Origin of the sequence: Nocardia sp. CA-151230 (assembly GCF_050942175.1) — a bacterium.
GTDB lineage: Bacteria > Actinomycetota > Actinomycetes > Mycobacteriales > Mycobacteriaceae > Nocardia.
This window is the reverse complement of record NZ_CP192061.1, coordinates 8,278,504-8,293,020: the sequence shown is the minus strand read 5'-3', so window position 1 is coordinate 8,293,020 and position 14,517 is coordinate 8,278,504. Positions and strand designations below refer to the sequence as shown.

At 70.0% G+C, this 14,517-nt stretch carries 15 protein-coding genes; 10 read left to right on the top strand and 5 right to left on the bottom strand.

Annotated features, from left to right (window positions below; translation table 11 throughout):
* Window positions 1-12: 12 nt before the first annotated feature.
* The 3 genes from ACQP1O_RS39035 to ACQP1O_RS39025 all read left to right on the top strand — a co-directional run bounded on the left by ACQP1O_RS39035 (window position 13) and on the right by ACQP1O_RS39025 (window position 3,388).
* On the top strand, window positions 13-1,413 hold the full coding sequence (locus ACQP1O_RS39035; RefSeq protein ID WP_433563312.1) for a PLP-dependent aminotransferase family protein: 1,401 nt from the start codon (window positions 13-15) through the stop codon (window positions 1,411-1,413).
* A complete protein-coding gene (locus tag ACQP1O_RS39030; RefSeq protein ID WP_354836333.1) occupies window positions 1,410-1,655 on the top strand; it encodes a DUF2630 family protein in 246 nt (81 codons plus the stop codon). Before ACQP1O_RS39035 ends, ACQP1O_RS39030 begins: the two co-directional genes overlap by 4 nt.
* A 119-nt stretch (window positions 1,656-1,774) precedes the next feature.
* Window positions 1,775-3,388: a carboxylesterase/lipase family protein gene (locus ACQP1O_RS39025; RefSeq protein WP_433563311.1), complete on the top strand. Its 1,614-nt coding sequence runs from the start codon at window positions 1,775-1,777 to the stop codon at window positions 3,386-3,388.
* Between the two features lie 6 nt (window positions 3,389-3,394).
* Here ACQP1O_RS39025 and ACQP1O_RS39020 read toward each other — a convergent pair whose 3' ends face one another.
* The gene (locus ACQP1O_RS39020) at window positions 3,395-4,654 is read right to left on the bottom strand and encodes a hypothetical protein (protein WP_433563310.1); all 1,260 of its coding nucleotides are present in this window, start codon (window positions 4,652-4,654) and stop codon (window positions 3,395-3,397) included.
* 86 nt (window positions 4,655-4,740) lie between these two features.
* Window positions 4,741-5,502, bottom strand: a complete 762-nt coding sequence (locus ACQP1O_RS39015) for a crotonase/enoyl-CoA hydratase family protein (RefSeq protein ID WP_433563309.1) — start codon at window positions 5,500-5,502, stop codon at window positions 4,741-4,743.
* Between the two features lie 109 nt (window positions 5,503-5,611).
* Here ACQP1O_RS39015 and ACQP1O_RS39010 point away from each other — a divergent pair, with 109 nt between their 5' ends.
* Together ACQP1O_RS39010 and ACQP1O_RS39005 are read left to right on the top strand one after the other, a co-directional pair.
* Window positions 5,612-6,262 (top strand): TetR/AcrR family transcriptional regulator, encoded by a 651-nt coding sequence (locus ACQP1O_RS39010; protein WP_433563308.1) that lies wholly within the window; start codon window positions 5,612-5,614, stop codon window positions 6,260-6,262.
* Between the two features lie 12 nt (window positions 6,263-6,274).
* Entirely contained in the window at window positions 6,275-7,897 is a 1,623-nt protein-coding gene (locus ACQP1O_RS39005) for an acyl-CoA dehydrogenase family protein (protein ID WP_433563307.1), read from the top strand.
* Here ACQP1O_RS39005 and ACQP1O_RS39000 read toward each other — a convergent pair.
* Both ACQP1O_RS39000 and ACQP1O_RS38995 read right to left on the bottom strand, forming a co-directional pair.
* Window positions 7,885-8,100, bottom strand: a complete 216-nt coding sequence (locus ACQP1O_RS39000; protein WP_433563306.1) for a DNA-binding protein — start codon at window positions 8,098-8,100, stop codon at window positions 7,885-7,887. The two genes, ACQP1O_RS39005 and ACQP1O_RS39000, sit on opposite strands and share 13 nt — an antisense overlap.
* Before the next feature lie 77 nt (window positions 8,101-8,177).
* Window positions 8,178-8,582 (bottom strand): DUF3224 domain-containing protein, encoded by a 405-nt coding sequence (locus ACQP1O_RS38995; RefSeq protein ID WP_433563305.1) that lies wholly within the window; start codon window positions 8,580-8,582, stop codon window positions 8,178-8,180.
* A gap of 191 nt (window positions 8,583-8,773) precedes the next feature.
* Between ACQP1O_RS38995 and ACQP1O_RS38990 the strand changes: the two genes are divergently transcribed.
* The 5 genes from ACQP1O_RS38990 (at window position 8,774) to ACQP1O_RS38970 (ending at window position 11,748) form a co-directional block, all read left to right on the top strand.
* On the top strand, window positions 8,774-9,250 hold the full coding sequence (locus tag ACQP1O_RS38990) for a hypothetical protein (RefSeq protein WP_364614348.1): 477 nt from the start codon (window positions 8,774-8,776) through the stop codon (window positions 9,248-9,250).
* Between the two features lie 79 nt (window positions 9,251-9,329).
* Window positions 9,330-9,731, top strand: a complete 402-nt coding sequence (locus ACQP1O_RS38985; protein ID WP_433563304.1) for a type II toxin-antitoxin system RatA family toxin — start codon at window positions 9,330-9,332, stop codon at window positions 9,729-9,731.
* Window positions 9,732-9,754: 23 nt separating this feature from the next.
* Entirely contained in the window at window positions 9,755-9,817 is a 63-nt protein-coding gene (locus ACQP1O_RS38980) for a hypothetical protein (protein WP_433567940.1), read from the top strand.
* Between the two features lie 90 nt (window positions 9,818-9,907).
* Window positions 9,908-11,512 (top strand): cytochrome bc1 complex cytochrome b subunit, encoded by a 1,605-nt coding sequence (qcrB, locus tag ACQP1O_RS38975; protein ID WP_433567939.1) that lies wholly within the window; start codon window positions 9,908-9,910, stop codon window positions 11,510-11,512.
* A complete protein-coding gene (locus ACQP1O_RS38970) occupies window positions 11,509-11,748 on the top strand; it encodes a hypothetical protein (RefSeq protein WP_433563303.1) in 240 nt (79 codons plus the stop codon). The genes qcrB and ACQP1O_RS38970 overlap by 4 nt, the downstream gene beginning before the upstream one ends.
* Here the strand turns inward: ACQP1O_RS38970 and pcrA are convergent, their stop codons facing one another.
* Window positions 11,749-14,196 (bottom strand): DNA helicase PcrA, encoded by a 2,448-nt coding sequence (pcrA, locus tag ACQP1O_RS38965; RefSeq protein WP_433563302.1) that lies wholly within the window; start codon window positions 14,194-14,196, stop codon window positions 11,749-11,751.
* Window positions 14,197-14,517 lie beyond the last annotated feature (321 nt).

Genomic DNA, 14,517 nt, shown 5'->3' with positions numbered 1-14,517 from the left:
TCAGGAGGCCACTTGCGGGCGAATCGGCTGGTCGACGACGATCTACCGTTCATTGTCGAACGGGACAGCGGCGTGCCGCTGGCCGTTCAGGTGGCCGACGGACTCCGCCGGGCCGCGACCACCGGCGCGCTGCGCGGCGGTGATCGGCTGCCGTCCTCCCGTGAGCTGGCCAATCGGCTCGGGGTGAGCCGGACCGTCGTCACCGCCGCCTACGACCAGTTGCACGCCGAGGGTTGGCTGGACGGGCGGCACGGCTCGGGCACCTACCTGACGGCCGCGCCCGCCCCGGTGGGCGCGCAGACCGGCGGGCCCGAACGGCCCGATCCGCCGGCGGGGCTGCTGGATCTCGGCGCGGGCGCGCCGTCCATCGAGGCCATCGACCCGGCCGCCTGGCGGCGGGCGTGGCGGGCCGCATCGGATCGAACGCCATTGATCCGCAAGGACCGACGCGGGGAGACCGACTATCGGGAGGCCGTCGCCGAACACCTGCTACGGCATCGCGGGCTGGGCGCGGGCAGCGGGACCACGGTGCTGGCCACCGCCGGAACCAGTTCCGCCGCAGGCGAACTCGCGGCGGCGCTGCTGCGGACCGGCGACGTGGTGGCCATCGAGGATCCCGGCTATCAGCGGGCAGCCGGAGCGTTCCGGGCGGCAGGCATGCGGCCGGTCCCGGTGCCCGTGGATGCCGACGGCCTGCGGGTGGAGCTGCTGCCCGAGAACGCGGGCCTGGTGTATTGCACTCCCGCACACCAGTTTCCGCTCGGCGCGCGCATGCCCGCCGCCCGCCGGGTCGAGCTCATCGAATTCGCCCGCCGCACCGGCGCACTCGTGGTCGAGGACGACTACGACGGCGAATTGCGGTACGACACCGCGCCGCTTCCGCTGCTGGCCACCCTGGCCCCCGATGTGGTCGTGCATCTGGGCACCACCAGCAAGATCCTCACACCCACCCTCGGCATCGGCTGGCTGGTGGCGGATCCGGCCGTCGCCGCCGCGGTGCTCGCCCACCGCGAACTCACCGGCAGCGGCCCGGCCCCGGCGGGTCAGCAGGTGGTGGCCGAACTGGCCCGGCACGGTGACCTGGCCCGCCATCTGCGCCGCCTGCGCCGCGACATGCCGGCCCGCCGCGCCCTGGTGGTGGACGAGCTGCGCGGCCGCGGCCTGGACGTGCGTGGCGACGACGCCGGATCACACATCTTCGTCCCGCTCGCCACCCCGGAGCAGGAGGACCGCGCGGTGGCCGCCGCCCATGAGCTCGGCGTCCACCTCGACGCGCTGGCCCGCCACCATCTGGGCGCCCGGCACACCTTCGGCATCGTCCTCGGATATGCCGCCCTGCCTGCGGCGGAGCTGCCGCGCGCGGTTCGGTCGGCGGGGGCGGCGCTGGCCCGGGTCGTAGAGTGGTCCGCATGACCGAAAAGGACATCCACGCGCGCATCAAGGAACTCGTGGATCGTGAGCACGAGCTCCGGGCCAAGACCACCGGTGGCGAACTCGACCCCGAGGCCGAGCGCCGCCAGCTGGCCGAGATCGAGGTCCAGCTCGACCAGTGCTGGGACCTGCTGCGTCAGCGCCGCGCCCGCATGGACCAGGGGCGCAACCCCGACGAGGCCCAGGTCAACCCCGCCCGACAGGTCGAGGGCTACCTGCAGTAGCCGCCCATCCGCCGTCCGGCCGTTCCCACCCCGGCCGGCGGGTCTGCCGTTCCCGCCATCTTCGGGGTCCCTGGTTCGAGACCCTGGGAGCCTCCGAGAGTTGGGACTACCCTTTGTGAATGGTGGCAACGACAGACATCACGACCGCGGACGGCACGGTTCGCGGACTCCGGGGCCGCCGCGTTTCACGCTGGCGGTCCATTCCTTTCGCGGCGGCTCCGGTCGGGGAGTTCCGTTTCCGAGCACCGCAGCCGGTGCAGCCGTGGAGCGGGGTGCGCGACGCCACCGACTTCGGTTGTGCCGCAATGCAACACCGGGACGGCGCGCGGATCGGGCCGCGGCAGGCGCAGCCGACCGGCGAGGATTGCCTGACGCTGAACGTGACCGCGCCCAACGCGCCGTCGGCCACGCCCCGCCCGGTCATGGTGTTCATCCACGGTGGTGGCTACATGATCGGAACCTCCGCGCTGCGGCTGTATTCCGGCGCCCGGCTGGCGCTCCGCGGCGATGTCATCGTGGTGTCGGTCAACTACCGGCTCGGCGCCTTCGGCTACGTCGATTTCAGTGAATACTCCACGCCCGAAAGCCGATTCGACTCCAACCTGGGCCTGCGCGATCAGGTCGCGGCCCTGGAATGGGTGCAGCGCAATATCGCCGCGTTCGGCGGCGACCCGAACAATGTCACCATCTTCGGCGAATCGGCCGGGGCGCACGCGGTGCTGGCCCTCATGGCCACCCCCGCCGCGGCCGGGCTGTTCCACCGCGGCATCGCCCAGAGCGCGCCCGCGGACTGGGCTCCGAGCCAGGCCGAGGCCCGGCTGTTCGCCCGCCGCTGCCTCGACGACCTCGGCATCGCCCCCGGGGACGCCGTCGAGGCGCTGCGCACCGCCGGTGCGAACGACATCCGCAAGGCCGTCGATCACGCGGTCGCCCGGATCATGCACCAGCAGCCGGGCCTGTTCCCGGTGGCCCCGGTGGTGGACGGCGAATTCCTGCCCACCGCACCGCTGGCCGCGTTCGCCAATGGCACCGCGCACCGGGTGCCGCTCATCATCGGGACCAATCGGGACGAGGCCACCCTGTTCGTGCGCTTCGACGACACCCTGCCCACCACACCCGATCGCATGCGCTGGCTGCTGCGCCACGTGGACCAGGCCCTGGACGAGGGCGGCGACAGCCCCATCTTCACCAAACTCGGCCAGTCCATGCCGACCTCGCAGGAGCGGCTGCACGAGACCCTGTCCGAGTTCGGCGCGGCCGTCGAATCCAGGGTCACCGCGGCCTATCCTGGTTTTCCGGGCAAGAAGGTCACCGTCCGCATGGGTGGCGACTTCACCTTCTGGCGGCCCTCCGTCCGCGTCATGGAGGCGCACAGCCGGTACGCGCCGACCTATGCGTACCGCTACGACTTCGCCCCGCGCGCAATCCATCTGAGCGGTTTCGGCGCCACGCACGCCCTGGATCTGATCCCGGTCTTCGGCGCGGTCGATTCGCCCTTCGGCCGCGCCATGACCGCGCTCGGCGGTTACCGCGGCTTCCGTGAGGTGTCGAGCCAGTTCCAGGACAACTGGCTGGCCTTCGCCCGCACCGGAACTCCGCTGCCGGCCTGGCCCGTCTATACCGAGGAGCAGCGCGCGACGCTGATCATCGATTCGCCCGGTCGCGTCGAACTCGACCCGGACCGCACCAAACGACTGGCGTGGCAGGGGGTTCGGATCCCCGCCCTCACCTGAGCCGGGTCACCAGGTCGCGCAGGGCAGGCCGAGCGCGGACAGTTCCGTCTCGGCCAGCGCGGTGAGCGCGGCGGAGGTCGGGATGGCGTCCGGATCCAGGCCGATCAGGGACAGCGTGTAGGTGTCGGCGATCCGGGTCAGGTACCCGGAGAGCCGGGTCCGGGGCAGGGCGTCGGGCCGGAGCCCGGGGTGGATGGCGCGGGCCGCCACCCCCGTGCACGAGTGCGGGCCGAGCACCAGCAGCGACTCGGGCAGGTTGCCGATATTGGAGCACAGGACGTCTCGCTCGCCCGCGCCCCGGGCCAGCCGATACGCCCACCGGTCGGGCATGACCTGGAGGATCTCCTCGGGGATGCCGCCCGGGCTGGTCATGCGGTGCTCGTAGGCCGCACGGGCCTTGCGGCGCAGGGTCGCCGGGGTGTCGTCGCGGGTGATGGCGACCTCGGTCATGGACATGTCGTTGTCCACGCGCGGCTCGTCGCGGGTGTCGACGGGGAGGCTGGCGGCGATGGTGTCGGCGGGAAAACCGCTGGACCACAGCATCTTCGCGATCAGATGGACGAACAGGCTGTTGGCGGTGCCCGCGTGCGCGACCGCGACGCGGTTCCAGTCCCGGGCGGGAATCTCGAGCACTGTCCCGCAGGTGGTGGCGGTTCCGGGGAGTGCCAGGGCATTCGCGGTGCTCGGCAATACCTTTCGCGCCTCGGGTGCGGCCGGGCGTGCGGGAATGCCGCGCCGCAGCGCGCGGGCGGTCCCACCCAGGACCGTGGCCCACATGCGCCGGGCGTCGGCCCAATCCGAATGTCCCGCAAGGGGCGCCGCGAGCGGGATGCCGGACAGTGCGTTGTCGATGGCCAGGGTCAGTGCGCGGCCGTCGGCCAGCGCGTGCGAACAGGTCAGCGCGACCAGGCAGCCGCCGTCGTCGAGGCGCGCCGCCGACAGCCGCCAGCCCGGCCCGGCCTCGGGATCGAGGTCCGCGCCCTGGCGGTCGGCCCAATCCAGTACGGCCGCACGCGGAATCGGTTCCGGCGACATGGTGAACGGGTAGGCGGTTTCATTCGGCTGCCAGCGTGGCCGCGCCCCGGGCACCCGCGAGCGCACCACCCGGCGGCCGAGCGGGCCGGTGCGCAGGTCGCGGTGCACCCGCCAGAGCAGGGCCGGATGTACCGGTTCGGCGGTACGCCAGAGTCCCTGCAGGACGATCGGGGTGCCCATGCCCCGATGCGACCGCAGGAAGATCTCGTCCAGCACGCTCAGCCGATCCATCGAACGGCTAGCGTACCGATCGGTTCCATGGGGTGCTGCCGCGCGTATTCGGGGCATTCGCGCGACCGATCGAACCTGAGCCCGAATCAGGCCGGGCGGCCGTGGCGGCCCTCGCCCGAGGCGAAGCGCTGCGCCCCGTCCAGCGCGCCGTCCATCAGGGCCTTCCTGCCGTGACGCAGCTCGTTGGCGATGGCCTCGGACTCCTCCAGGCCGTCCTGCTCCAGCACCGACATGCGGTCCGAGCGCAGGCAGGTCTGCGGCAGGGTGGCCAGCTCGAGCGCGAGTTCCTCGGCGGCGCGGCGGGATTCGCCGTTCGGCACCACCCGGTTGATCAGTCCGATCTGCAGCGCCTCGGTGGCGCCGACGGCCCGGCCGGTGAGAATCAGGTCCATGGCGCGGCCCTCGCCGATGATGCGGGGCAGCCGCACGGTGCCGCCGTCGATCAGCGGCACGCCCCAGCGGCGACAGAAGACGCCGAAGGTGCTGTCCTGCTCCGCGATTCGCAGATCGCACCAGAGCGCCAGCTCGATGCCGCCCGCGACCGCGTACCCGGAGACGGCGGCGATGACGGGCTTGGACAGCTTCATGCGGGTCGGGCCCATGGGTCCGTCGCCGTCCTCGGTGACCTGGTTGGAGCGTTCGGTGCCGAGGGCCTTGAGGTCGGCGCCGGCGCAGAAGGTGCCGCCGTCGCCCCACAGCACGGCGACCGCGGCGGTGGGGTCGGCGTCGAAGTCGCGGAAGGCGTCGGCCAGCGCTTTCGCGGTGGGGCCGTCGACCGCGTTGCGGGCTTCGGGCCGGTGCAGGATCACGGTGTAGACGGGGCCGTTGCGCTCCACTCGTACTGTCACGTGGCCGACAGTACGCCGTAGGTGGATCCTGCACAGCGGTGCGGTTGAGGGTGGTGGTGGGGGGCGGGTGGGCTTGCGTCAAGAAATGAATCGGTGGTTCACTTCTTGTATGGCCTATCGCAGAACGCCCGCGGTCCAGGCCCGCCTGGATGCTCAGGCGGGGTCGATCGTGCGCGCTGCCATGACCGTGCTGTCCCGCGACGGGTTCGCCGGACTGTCCATGGCCGCGGTCGCCGCCGAGGCCGGGGTCGCCACCGGGACGGTGTACAAGAACTTCAGCGGCAAGGCCGAACTCGTCACCGCCGTCTTCCGCGAGGTCGTCACCCGGGAGGTCGACGCCGTCGCCGCGGCCGGAGCTGCGGGGAAGGGGCGCACCGCCCCGGACCGGGTCACCGCCGCCGTCGAGACCTTCGCCGGCCGCGCCCTCAAGAACCCCAAACTCGCCTACGTGCTGCTCGCCGAACCCGTGGACGCCGCCGTCGACGCCGAACGCCTGCGCTTCCGCCGGGCCTTCGCCGAGACCTACGTGTCCGCGATCTCCGACGGCATCGCCACCGGTCAACTGCCGCCGCAGGATCCGCGCACCTCCGCGACCGCGCTGGTCGGGGCCATCGGCGAGGTGCTCGTCGGCCCGCTCTCCGAACAACTCCAGAGCGAATCGGTGCTGCCGGAACTGGTCGCCTTCGCCCTGCGCGCCCTCGGTGTCCAGCCGGACGCCTCCGGCGACCACCCCGAATCTCGCGGCGTCCCACACGAATAGGAGTCACCCGCAATGCACACGCACGACGTCTTCAACCAGGTGCCGCCCATCGTCCCCTTCGACAATTCGCGCAATCCCGCGCTGCTCGAGGGCCTGCACCGGGAGGGTGCGGGCTGGGCCGAGGCCGAGGTGCGGGAGCTGGGCGTGCTGGCGGGCGGCGCGGCCGCGCAGGAGTGGGGCCGGCTGGCCAACGAGAACCCGCCGATCCTGCACACCCACGACCGCTACGGCAACCGCATCGACGAGGTGGAGTTCCACCCGTACTGGCACAACCTCATGGACACCGCGGTGTCGCACGGCCTCCACGGTTCGCCCTGGCAGGACGACCGGTCCGGTGCGCACGTGGCCCGCGCCGCCAAGTTCTTCACCTGGGGCCTGGCCGACGCCGGGCACATGTGCCCGATCTCGATGACCTACGCCGTGGTGCCCGCGCTGCGCCACAATCCCGAACTGTCCGCGAAGTACGAGCCGCTGCTGGCCTCCCGCGTCTACGACTTCGGCCTGCGCGAGCCGTCCACCAAGGCGGGTCTCATCGCGGGCATGTCCATGACCGAGAAGCAGGGCGGCTCCGACGTCCGCGCCAACACCACCACGGCCACCCCGCTCGCCGACGGCACCTACCGCATCGTCGGCCACAAGTGGTTCACCTCGCACCCCATGGGCGACATGTTCCTGACCCTGGCCCAGGCGCCGGGCGGCCTGTCCTGCTTCCTGCTGCCCCGGGTGCTGCCCGACGGCACCCGCAACGCGCTGCGCATCCAGCGGCTCAAGGACAAGCTGGGCAACAAGTCCAACGCCTCCTCGGAACTGGAGTACGAGAACGCCATCGGCTGGCTGGTCGGCGAGGAGGGCGCGGGCGTGAAGACCATTATCGAAATGGTCAACATGACCCGGCTGGACTGCGTGATCGGCTCGGCCACCGGCATGCGCGCCGGGGCCGTCTACGCCACCCACCATGCCCGGCATCGCCAGGTGTTCGGTAAGCACCTGGTCGACCAGCCCGCCATGCGGAATGTGCTGGCGGACCTGGTGATCGAATCCGATGCCGCGACCACCGTCATGATGCGCCTGGCCGGGGCCACCGACCGCGCCGACGCCGATCCCGCCGAGGCGGCGCTGCGCCGCATCGCGCTGGCGGTCACGAAGTACTGGGTGTGCAAGCGCGCCCCCGCGCACGCGGCCGAGGCGCTGGAATGCTTCGGCGGCAACGGTTATGCCGAGGAGTCCGGCATGCCGCGGCTGTACCGCGAGGCCCCGCTCATGTCCATCTGGGAGGGCTCGGGCAATGTGGCCGCGCTGGACGCGCTGCGCGCCATGGGCCGGCAGCCGGAGACGGTCGAGGCATTCTTCGCCGAGGTGAACCTGTCCCGCGGCGCCAACCGCCACCTGGACGAGGCCATCGACCGAATCGGCAAGGAGCTCACCGACTTCGCCGATATCGAGTACCGCGCGCGCCGCGTGGTGGAGCTGATGGCGCTGGTGCTGCAGGGCGCGCAGCTGGTGCGGCACGGCCACCAGGCCGTCGCCGACGCCTTCTGCGGCACCAGGTTCGGCGGCGACTGGGGTATCGCCTTCGGCACGCTGCCGACCGGCGTCGACACCGAGGCGATCATTCGCCGCGCCTACGTCGACTGATCTGCCGCGGGTTCCCCGAAGTCGAGGCCCTGGGCGACCAGGGCCTCGAGCAGTACCCGAATCGCCTTGGGCCCCATGCCGTGCAGCGCGAGCAGGTCGCGTTCCCGCACTCCGGCCAGCTGTTCCAGATTCCGGTAGCCGGCGGCCGCGAGGGCTCGGGCCGCGGGAGCGGAGACGCCGCGGGGCCATATCGCATCGCTCATGAACCGAGCCTGGAACGCCGCCGGCGACTTCCGGTGCAGGTGACGCGCCCCGCGCACGCGTCGAAACCCGGTCGGCGTCAGTCGAACCAGTACTCGAGCCAGACCTGCGCGCCCTCACCGAGATTGGCCGTGAAGCCGCCCTCGCCGCGGAGTCCGGTCAGGTCGGCCGTGCCGGAGCCGCGGACCACGAACCAGGTGCCGCTGACGATATTGTCGGCGACGGTGCCGGTGTCCTGGAGGAGGAAGGTGCCGGATTTGCCGTCGACGGAACCGGTGATGCGTTCGATGCCGACGAAACTGGCGGTGCCGTCCGGGGTGGACGACTGGAGGAATTCGACCACGCCATCGCCCTCGATGCCGCCGGAGAAGCTCTCCTCCACATGAATTCGGGTGAGCACCGGACCCTGCTCGGGCTCGTCGTAGGGAACGGGCTCGTACTTGTGCACCGTGATGGTGCCCTCGACGCGAATCTTCTCGCTCATCACATGCCTCTGTTCATCGGAACGCGCCTGCCGGCGCACGATCATCGTGCTCCACCTTCGGGCGGTGCGGGGACATTCATCAAGTAGCGAATCGGGGTGGATCGAGAAGCCTCGTTAATCGATGTCCGAATTGCGAAATACGCGAATTCGCGCTGGTGCCAATGGGTTCCGGTGCCCTAGGGTCGATGATCATGAACGTGCGTAGTGTTATCGGCAGTGCGATGGCAGCGGTCGCGCTCACAATTCTCGGCACCGGCGCCGCCTCGGCGGACTCGGGTGTCATCGAGGCGGACAACTCGGATTTCCTGGTGGGCGACACCCTGTATTTCAATGATTTCGCCACCCAGTGCGCCATTCACGCGAATGGCGATGTCGCCTGCGATCTCGGCCAGGGCAACAAGCTGTGGGGCCTGATTCCCATCTCCGACATTGTGATCGACGGCTCCTTCCTGCCCGCCCACCCGACCTTCGGCCTCGGCGGCCAGCACGGCAATCCGAATGCCCGCCAGCTCTGGGACGTGCCGCGCCCGCCCGGAAACGTGTACGCCGGCACCCAGTTCGACTACGCGGGCGCGACCTGCCTCGGCGGGCGTCCGCACGGTGGCGGCATGACCTGCACCTCGCACGGCCACACCTTCACCCTCGGCACCCAGACCAGCATCGGCTGACACCCGCCCGACGACACCGCGCGGGCTGCGAGCAAGGCCACGCTTCCCGCCGCAGCCCGCCGGTAACAGCGTCGGAAACATGCCTCGTACAACGACGTACACCCGGTGGATCGCCCTCCCGCCGCAGCAGCTGTGGGCCGTCCTGGGTGATCCCGCCCGCTGGCCCGAGTGGAATCCAGCGATCACCGCGGTGACACTGCGCGGCACACCCGCGGCGGGCGTCACCGGCGACTACCTGCCGCGCGGGCGCGTCACCGAGGCAGTGCACGGGCGGCTCGCGAAACCGTTCGTCGTCTCCACCTTCGTGCCCGACCGCGAAATCACCATGGAGCAGCCGGAACCCGTCGGCACCATGCGACTGCGCTGGGTGCTCACCCCGCGTGACGGCGGCACCGAACTCCGCCAGCAGCTCACCTTCCCCGGCGCCTCGGCCGCGGTCATGCGCAAGGTCGTGGGGGACCTGCTCCGGCGCTCGGGCTGACCGGCCGGCACGCCACCTCGGAGGTGCTGCGGCACAGCGGGTTCCGCTTCCGCTACCCGACCCTCGACGGGGCACTGCCGCGCTGACCCGGCAGCCCGGACCACGCCCGGGGTGTGATCCGGGACAACCTCTCGATCCAGGTGTCACGTTTCGGCCCGCTCCGGCGTCTCATGTTCATGAACGCCACCGCGCACCGCGCCGATGCCGCCGACCAGCGGTATCACCTGGCCGCGGGCCTGAAACGCTCCATCAACAAAGTCTTCCCGACCCACTGGTCGTTCCTGCTCGGGGAGATCGCGCTCTACAGCTTCATCATCCTGCTGCTGTCCGGGGTCTACCTGACGCTCTACTTCGAGCCGTCCATGACCGAGGTGACCTACAACGGCAGCTACCAGCCGCTGCGGGGCGTCCAGATGTCGGCCGCCTACCGCAGCGTCCTGGACATCTCCTTCGACGTGCGCGGCGGGCTGTTCGTGCGGCAGGTCCACCACTGGGCCGCCCTGCTGTTCGCGGCGTCGATCATCATCCACATGTTCCGGGTGTTCTTCACCGGCGCCTTCCGCAAACCCCGCGAGGCCACCTGGGTGATCGGCGCGGTCCTGCTGATCCTGGCCATGTTCGAGGGCTACTTCGGCTACTCGCTGCCCGACGACCTGCTCTCCGGCACCGGCCTGCGGTCACCGCTGGGCGGTATCACCATGGCGGTCCCGGTGGTGGGCACCTGGATCCACTTCTTCCTCTTCGGCGGGGAATTCCCCGGCACCGTCCTGATCCCGCGGCTCTACATCACCCACGTGCTGCTGTTCCCGGGAATCATGCTGGCGCTCATCGGCGCTCACATCGCACTCGTCTGGTACCAGAAGCACACCCAGTTCCCCGGGCCCGCCCGTACCGAGCGAAATGTGGTGGGCGCGCGCATCGTTCCGGTGTTCTCTCTGGACCAGGGCGCCTTCTTCGCCTTCACCCTGGCCACCGTCGCGCTCATGGGCGGGCTGTTCCAGATCAACCCGATCTGGAATCTGGGGCCCTACAACCCCGCCCAGGTGTCGGCCGGATCCCAGCCCGACTTCTACATGATGTGGACCGACGGCCTGGCCCGGCTCATGCCGCCCTGGGAGATCTACCTGGGCCGCTACACCATTCCCGCGCCCTTCTGGGTGGCGGTGGTGATGGGCATCGTGCTGGCGGTGATCCCGCTGTACCCGTGGATCGAGAAGCGGCTGACCAAGGACACCGCGCATCACAATCTGCTGCAGCGGCCGCGAGATGTGCCGGTGCGCACCGCGATCGGAGCCATGGCCATCGCCTTCTACCTGGTGCTCACCTTCGCCTGCGTGAACGACATCATCGCGCTGAAGTTCGACGTCTCCCTCAACGCGACCACCTGGTTCTTCCGGATCGCGCTGCTGACCCTGCCGCCGCTGGCGTACGCCGTGGCCTACCGGTTCTGCCTGGGCCTGCAACGCAGCGATCGGGCGGTGCTCGAGCACGGCATCGAGACCGGAATCATCAAGCGGCTGCCGCACGGCGAGTACATCGAGGTGCACCAGTCGCTCGGGCCGGTGGACCGGCACGGCCATCCGATTCCATTGGAGTACCAGGGCGCGGCCGTCCCGAAGAAGATGAGCAAGCTCGGCTCCGCGGGCAAACCCGGCCCCGGCGGGTTCCTCACCGCCGACCCACCCGAGGAGCGTGCGCTCCGCGCCGCCCAGCATCATGATGAGGAGCACGCACAGCTCACCATGCTGAAAGTCAAGCAGGACAACGGGAGTCGAGGATGAAACTCCGGACACGCACCGACGACGAGGAATACGGGCTGCTGGTGCCCGCCGCCACCGTCTACGACATGCAGTCCGCGCGCGCCGTCCGGCAGCTGCTGCACACCCACGGGGTGCGCGCCACCATGGGCCGGGCGCGCATCCACCGCTGGCGAAACATCAAGGACTGCTTCCGGATCCTGGTCTTTCCCGAGGACGCCGTGCGCGCCTACGACGTCCTCAGCCGCCACACCTGCTGATCAGAGCTTGGTCAGGGTCCGGCTGTACTGCGGGATCAGCCGGATCTTGCCGGCCGTGCCGAAGTCGATGGTGACCGTCGCCAGCGAGCCGAAGCCCTCGGCGGCGATCACCCGGCCCAGGCCGTACTTGTCGTCGTTGACCCGGTCACCGACGGCCAGCACCAGACCGGTGTTGTTGCGCTTGACCCCCCCGGCGGCCGGCGCGGGCCGTCGCTCGCCGCGATCGCGCAGACCGGGGCGCGGCTCCGACCAGCCGTCACCACGGGTCCAATCCCGTTCCAGCCCTTCGTCTTCGCCGCGCCGGCGGAAACCGCGCGAGGTCTGCGACGGGGCCGGCTCCAGCCGCCGCCAATCCATGAGATGACCCGGAATCTCCTGCAGGAAGCGGGATTCCGGATTGGAGACCGGCTGCCCCCAGCCCGAGCGCACCACGGCCCGGGTCAGATACAGGCGCTTGCGGGCGCGCGTGATGCCCACATACGCCAGCCGGCGCTCCTCCTGCAGCTCCATCGGATCGCCCAGGGCGCGCATGTGCGGGAACTGGCCGTCCTCCCAGCCGGTCACGAACACGACCGGGAACTCCAGGCCCTTGGCGGTGTGCAGGGTCATCAACGTGACCACGCCGGAACCCTCTTCGGGAATCTGGTCCGCGTCGGCCACCAGCGAGACCCGCTCCAGGAACGCCGCGAGCGAACCCGGCTCCGGTTCGCCCTCGGCCTGCTCGGGCAGCATGCCCTCGGCCCGCGCCGCCTCCACATTGTTGCGCGCCTCGGAACTGAATTCGCGTGCGACGCTGACCAATTCGTTGAGGTTGTCCAGGCGCGCGCCGTCCTGCGGATCGTCGGAGGCCTCCAGCTCGGCGCGATAGCCGGTGCGGTCCAGCACCGCCTCCACCACCGAACCCACATCCGGGAAGTCCATGTCGGCCTGCGCGCCCGCCGCCCGGATCTCCTCCAGCAGCTCCAGGAATCCGGCGATGGCCCGCTGCGAGCGGCTGTTGAGCAGGGCCACCTTGCCGGCGGCCGCGTCCCGGAGCGCCTGTGCGAAGCCGATATTCCGCTGCTCGGCGTGCACGGCCACACAGGCCTCCGCGCGGTCGCCGATGCCGCGGCGCGGGGTGTTGAGCACCCGGCGCAGGCTCACCGCGTCGTCCGGGTTCTCCAGGACGCGCAGGTAGGCCACGATGTCGCGAACCTCCTTGCGCTCGTAGAAGCGCACCCCGCCGACCACCTTGTAGGGCAGGCCCATACGGATGAAGATCTCCTCCAGCGCCCGCGAATTGTTGTTGGTGCGGTAGAACACCGCCACATCCGCGTAATTGGCGTCGCCCTGATCCACCAGCCTGTCGATCTCGCGGGCCACGAACGACGCCTCGTCGTGCTCGTTGTCGGCCACATAGCCGACGATCAGATCGCCGTCGCCCTGATCGGTCCACAGCTTCTTCTCGCGCCGGCCCTCGTTGCGGGCGATCACCGCGTTGGCGGCGGTCAGGATGTACTGGGTGGAGCGGTAGTTCTGTTCCAGCAGAATGGTTTCCGCATCCGGGAAGTCGCGCTCGAACTCCTCGATATTGCGGATGGTGGCACCGCGGAAGGCATAGATGGACTGGTCCGCGTCACCCACCACGCACAGCTCCGAGGGCGGCACCCGATCCTCGGAAGCGGTGTCGTCACCCCGCCCGCCCCGATGGTGGCCCACCAGTTCACGCACCAGCACATACTGCGCGTGGTTGGTGTCCTGGTACTCGTCGACCAGCACGTGCCGGAAGCGCCGCCGGTAGTACTCGGCCACCTGCGGATGCCGCTGCAGCAGCGACACCGTCTCACCGATCAGATCGTCGAAGTCGAGGGCATTGGCCGCGCGCAGCCGCCGCTGGTACTCGTCGTAGACCCGGGCCACGATGCGCGGCAGCTCGCTGTCCTCGGTCTCGGCATCGGCCGCGGCCTGCGGCGGGTCGATGAGCTCGTTCTTGAGATTCGAGATCGCGGTGGCCAGCAGGCGCGGCGAGTACTTCTTCGCGTCGATCTCGAAGTCGCGAATGATCATGCCCAGCAACCGCCGGGAATCGTCCGCGTCGTAGATGGAGAAGTTGGAGTTCAGCCCCGCCAGCAGCGACGCCTGGGTACGCAGGATGCGCACGCAGCTGGAGTGGAAGGTGGACACCCACATGCCGGCCGCGCGCGGGCCGACCAGCCCGGCCACTCGCTCGCGCATCTCGGCGGCGGCCTTGTTGGTGAAGGTGATGGCCAGCACCTCGCCGGGCCGCACCCCGCGAGCGTCGAGCAGATAGGCGATGCGACGGGTGAGGACCGCGGTCTTTCCGGACCCGGCCCCGGCCACGATCAGCAGCGGGGTGCCGGTGTGCATCACCGCGGCGCGCTGTTGCGGATTCAATCCCTCGAGCAACCGCTCGGTCTTCTGCTCGTCCTGTGCCACCGTCGTATTCATCGCCCATCCACGCTACCGGCGCGCACCGACACGCGGCGGGCCGGATCGCTCAGGTGTCCGATAAGTGCCGGTCCGGCGAACATCCGGTGAACCGCACCCGGTCGGGAAACTCAGGAGATTCACAAACGTACCTGTTTTGCATAGGTCACTATGCATGGCACACTCGTCCCCATGACCGGCTCCAAGGCGACGCATTGCACCTGAGCCCGATCCCGGGGGGACAATGTGGTGCGGTCCCAGGGGGACAATGTATGGCCAACAGGTCTGATTCTTGGTGAAGAACCGATCGGTAACAGGTTGGGTCCACCCGCCGATCGACGT